General features: G+C 64.5%; 2 protein-coding genes. Both read right to left on the reverse strand.

Annotation, left to right across the window (positions count from 1 at the left end):
* The coding region (locus WD006_RS29215; protein WP_425648364.1) for a Tn3 family transposase at positions 1 to 2,938 on the reverse strand (2,938 nt) is incomplete at its 3' end.
* 2 nt (positions 2,939 to 2,940) lie between these two features.
* Positions 2,941 to 3,491: recombinase family protein (locus tag WD006_RS29220; RefSeq protein ID WP_425648365.1), on the reverse strand; the 551-nt coding region annotated here is incomplete at its 5' end.

A 3,491-nucleotide genomic window follows, 5' to 3' on the forward strand; every position in this document is an offset into this window, starting at 1 on the left:
TGAACTTGCCCGCGCCGATCTTGGCGCTGCTGCGCCAGAGGTAATCGCCGGTGAGGTTGATGTGCTCCCAACCGAGCGGCGACAGGTACTGCAACAGCGCGTCATCAACGGCATGGCCGTTGCCACGCAGCGCGTGCGCAGCCCGTTCCAGATAGACCGTGTTCCACAACACGACGGCAGCCGTTACCAGATTGAGGCCGCTAGCCCGGTAGCGCTGCTGCTCGAAACTGCGGTCGCGGATTTCACCCAGGCGGTTGAAAAACACTGCCCTGGCCAGCGCATTGCGCGCCTCGCCCTTGTTCAGGCCGGCATGCACGCGGCGGCGCAGTTCCACGCTTTGCAGCCAGTCCAGGATGAACAGCGTGCGCTCGATGCGGCCCAGCTCGCGGAGCGCCACGGCCAGGCCGTTCTGGCGTGGGTAGCTGCCGAGCTTTCGGAGCATCAGGGAGGCCGTCACCGTGCCCTGCTTGATCGAGGTGGCCAGCCGCAGGATTTCGTCCCAATGGGCGCGGACGTGCTTGATGTTGAGCGTGCCGCCGATCATGGGTTTCAGCGCGTCATAGGCGGCGTCGCCCTTCGGGATGTAGAGCTTGGTGTCGCCCAGGTCGCGGATGCGCGGCGCGAAGCGGAAGCCCAGGAGGTGCATCAGGGCGAAGACGTGATCGGTGAAGCCCGCCGTGTCGGTGTAATGCTCCTCGATCCGCAAGTCGGACTCGTGGTACAGCAGGCCGTCGAGCACGTAGGTCGAATCGCGCACGCCGACGTTCACGACCTTGGTGTGAAATGGCGCGTACTGGTCAGAAATGTGGGTGTAGAACGTCCGCCCTGGGCTGCTCCCGTATTTCGGGTTGATGTGGCCGGTGCTCTCGGCCTTGCTGCCGGTGCGGAAGTTCTGGCCGTCCGACGATGAGGTGGTGCCGTCGCCCCAGTGCTCGGCGAAGGGATGGCGGAACTGTGCGTTGACCAGATCGGCCAGCGCCGCCCCGTAGGTTTCGTCGCGGATGTGCCAGGCTTGCAGCCAAGCCAGCTTGGCGTAGGTCGTGCCGGGGCAAGACTCCGCCATCTTGGTCAGGCCCAGGTTGATCGCGTCGGCGAGGATCGTGGTCAGCAACAGGTTCTTGTCTTTGGCCGGGTCGCCCGATTTCAGATGCGCGAAATGCCGAGTGAAGCCCGTCCATTCGTCCACCTCCAGCAGCAGTTCGGTGATCTTGACGTGCGGCAGGATCATTGCCGTCTGGTCGATCAGCGCTTGGGCGGTGTCGGGTACCGCCGCGTCGAGCGGCGTGATCTTCAAGCCTGACTCGGTGATGATGGCGTCCGGCAGCTCGTTGGCCGTCGCCATACGGTTGACGGTGGCAAGCTGTGTTTCCAGCAGCGTCAGCCGGTCGTTCAGGTACCGGTTGCAGTCGGTGGCCACGGCCAGCGGCAATTCGCTGGCCTGCTTGAGGCTGGCGAATTTCGCGGGCGGCACCAGGTAGTCCTCGAAGTCCTTGAACTGGCGCGACCCCTGCACCCAGATGTCGCCGGAACGCAACGCGTTCTTCATCTCCGACAGCGCGCACAGTTCGTAGTAGCGCCGGTCGATGCCGGTGTCGGTCATGACCAGCTTCTGCCAGCGCGGCTTGATGAACTCGGTCGGCGCGTCGGCGGGCACCTTGCGGGCGTTGTCGCTGTTCATGCCGCGCAGCACCTCGATGGCGTCGAGCACGTCCTTCGCGGCGGGAGCGGCCCGCAGCTTGAGCACGGCAAGGAATTCCGGCGCGTAGCGGCGCAGCGTGGCGTAGCTTTCGCCGATGCGGTGCAGGAAATCGAAGTCCTCGGGCTGCGCAAGCTTCTGCGCTTCGGTGACGCTCTCGGCGAAGGCATCCCAGGACATGACGGCCTCGATGGCGGCGAACGGATCGCGGCCCGCCTGCTTGGCCTCGATCAGCGCCTGGCCGATGCGGCCGAACAGCCGCACCTTGGCGTTGATCGCCTTGCCGGACGCCTGGAATTGCTGCTGATGCTTGTTCTTGGCGGCGTTGAACAGCTTGCCCAGGATGCGGTCGTGCAGGTCGATGATTTCGTCGGTGACGGTGGCCATGCCCTCGATGGCAAGCGCCACCAGGGTGGCATAGCGTCGCTGCGCCTCGAACTTGGCCAGGTCGGCGGGCGTCATCTGGCCACCCTCACGGGCGATCTTGAGCAGGCGGTTCTGGTGCACCGACCGCTCGATGCCAGAAGGCAGGTCGAGCGCCTGCCACGCTTTGAGGCGTTCGATGTGTTCCAGCATGTGCCGCGAATTCGGTTTGACGGGCGATTGGCGCAGCCAGGCCAGCCAGGTCGTTTTGCCGTTGTCCCGACGCTTGAGCAGATCGTCGAGGCGGCGGCGATGCGCGTCCGACAGCGGTTCGGCCAAGGCATCGTAGATGCGCCGGTTGGCGCGGGTGATTGCTTCGGCGCTCGCCCGCTCGACGGCGTTGAGGGCAGGCAGAATGACCGACTGCTGCCGCAGGTGCTCGATCAAGGTGCTGGCCAGCACGATGCCCTTGTCGGTCTGCAAGGCCATCTCGGTCAGCAACTGGACGGCCTGCCGGTAGTGGCCCATGGTAAAGGGCTGGAAGCCGAACACCGTTTGCAGTTCGACCAGGTGCTCGCGCCGGGTCTGCTCCCGCTGCCCGTATTCGTCCCAGCTTTCGACGCTGACCTTGAGCTGGTCGGCGACCAGTTTCAACAAGGGCGGAAACGGCGGCTCATCGACGCCCAGGATGACACCAGGAAAGCGCAGGTAACAGAGCTGCACGGCGAAGCCCAGCCGGTTGGCCGGGCCGCGCCGCTGCCGGATGATGGAGAGGTCGGTTTCGCTGAACGTGTAGTGACGGATCAACTCATCCTTGGTGTCCGGCAACGCCAGCAGGCTTTCGCGCTCGGCGGCGGACAGGATTGAACGACGTGGCATATTTACTGATCCGTTCTCAAGTATTGATACAGGGTTTCGCGACTGATTCCGAATTCACGAGCCAGCTTGGTCTTTTGCTCGCCAGCCTCGACACGTTGGCGCAGTTCGGCAATACGCTCAGACGACAGGGATTTCTTCCTGCCACGGTAGGCCCCGCGCTGCTTGGCGAGCGCGATGCCCTCGCGCTGCCGCTCGCGGATCAAGGCGCGTTCGAACTCGGCGAACGCGCCCATTACCGACAGCATCAGGTTCGCCATCGGCGAGTCCTCGCCGGTGAAGGTCAAATGCTCCTTAAGGAACTCGATGCGTACGCCGCGCTGGGTGAGGCCCTGCACCAGGCGGCGCAGGTCGTCGAGGTTGCGCGCCAGACGATCCATGCTGTGCACCACGACCGTGTCGCCTTCGCGCACGAAGGCGAGCAGCCGTTCCAGTTCGGGCCGCCGTGTGTCCTTGCCCGACGCCTTGTCGGTGAACACTTTATCCACCTGGATCTGTTCGAGCTGCCGTTCTGGGTTCTGGTCGAAGCTGCTGACGCGGACGTAACCGATGCGCT

Source organism: Cupriavidus sp. Met-2, from assembly GCF_049843575.1.
Classification (GTDB): Bacteria; Pseudomonadota; Gammaproteobacteria; order Burkholderiales; family Burkholderiaceae; genus Cupriavidus; species Cupriavidus metallidurans.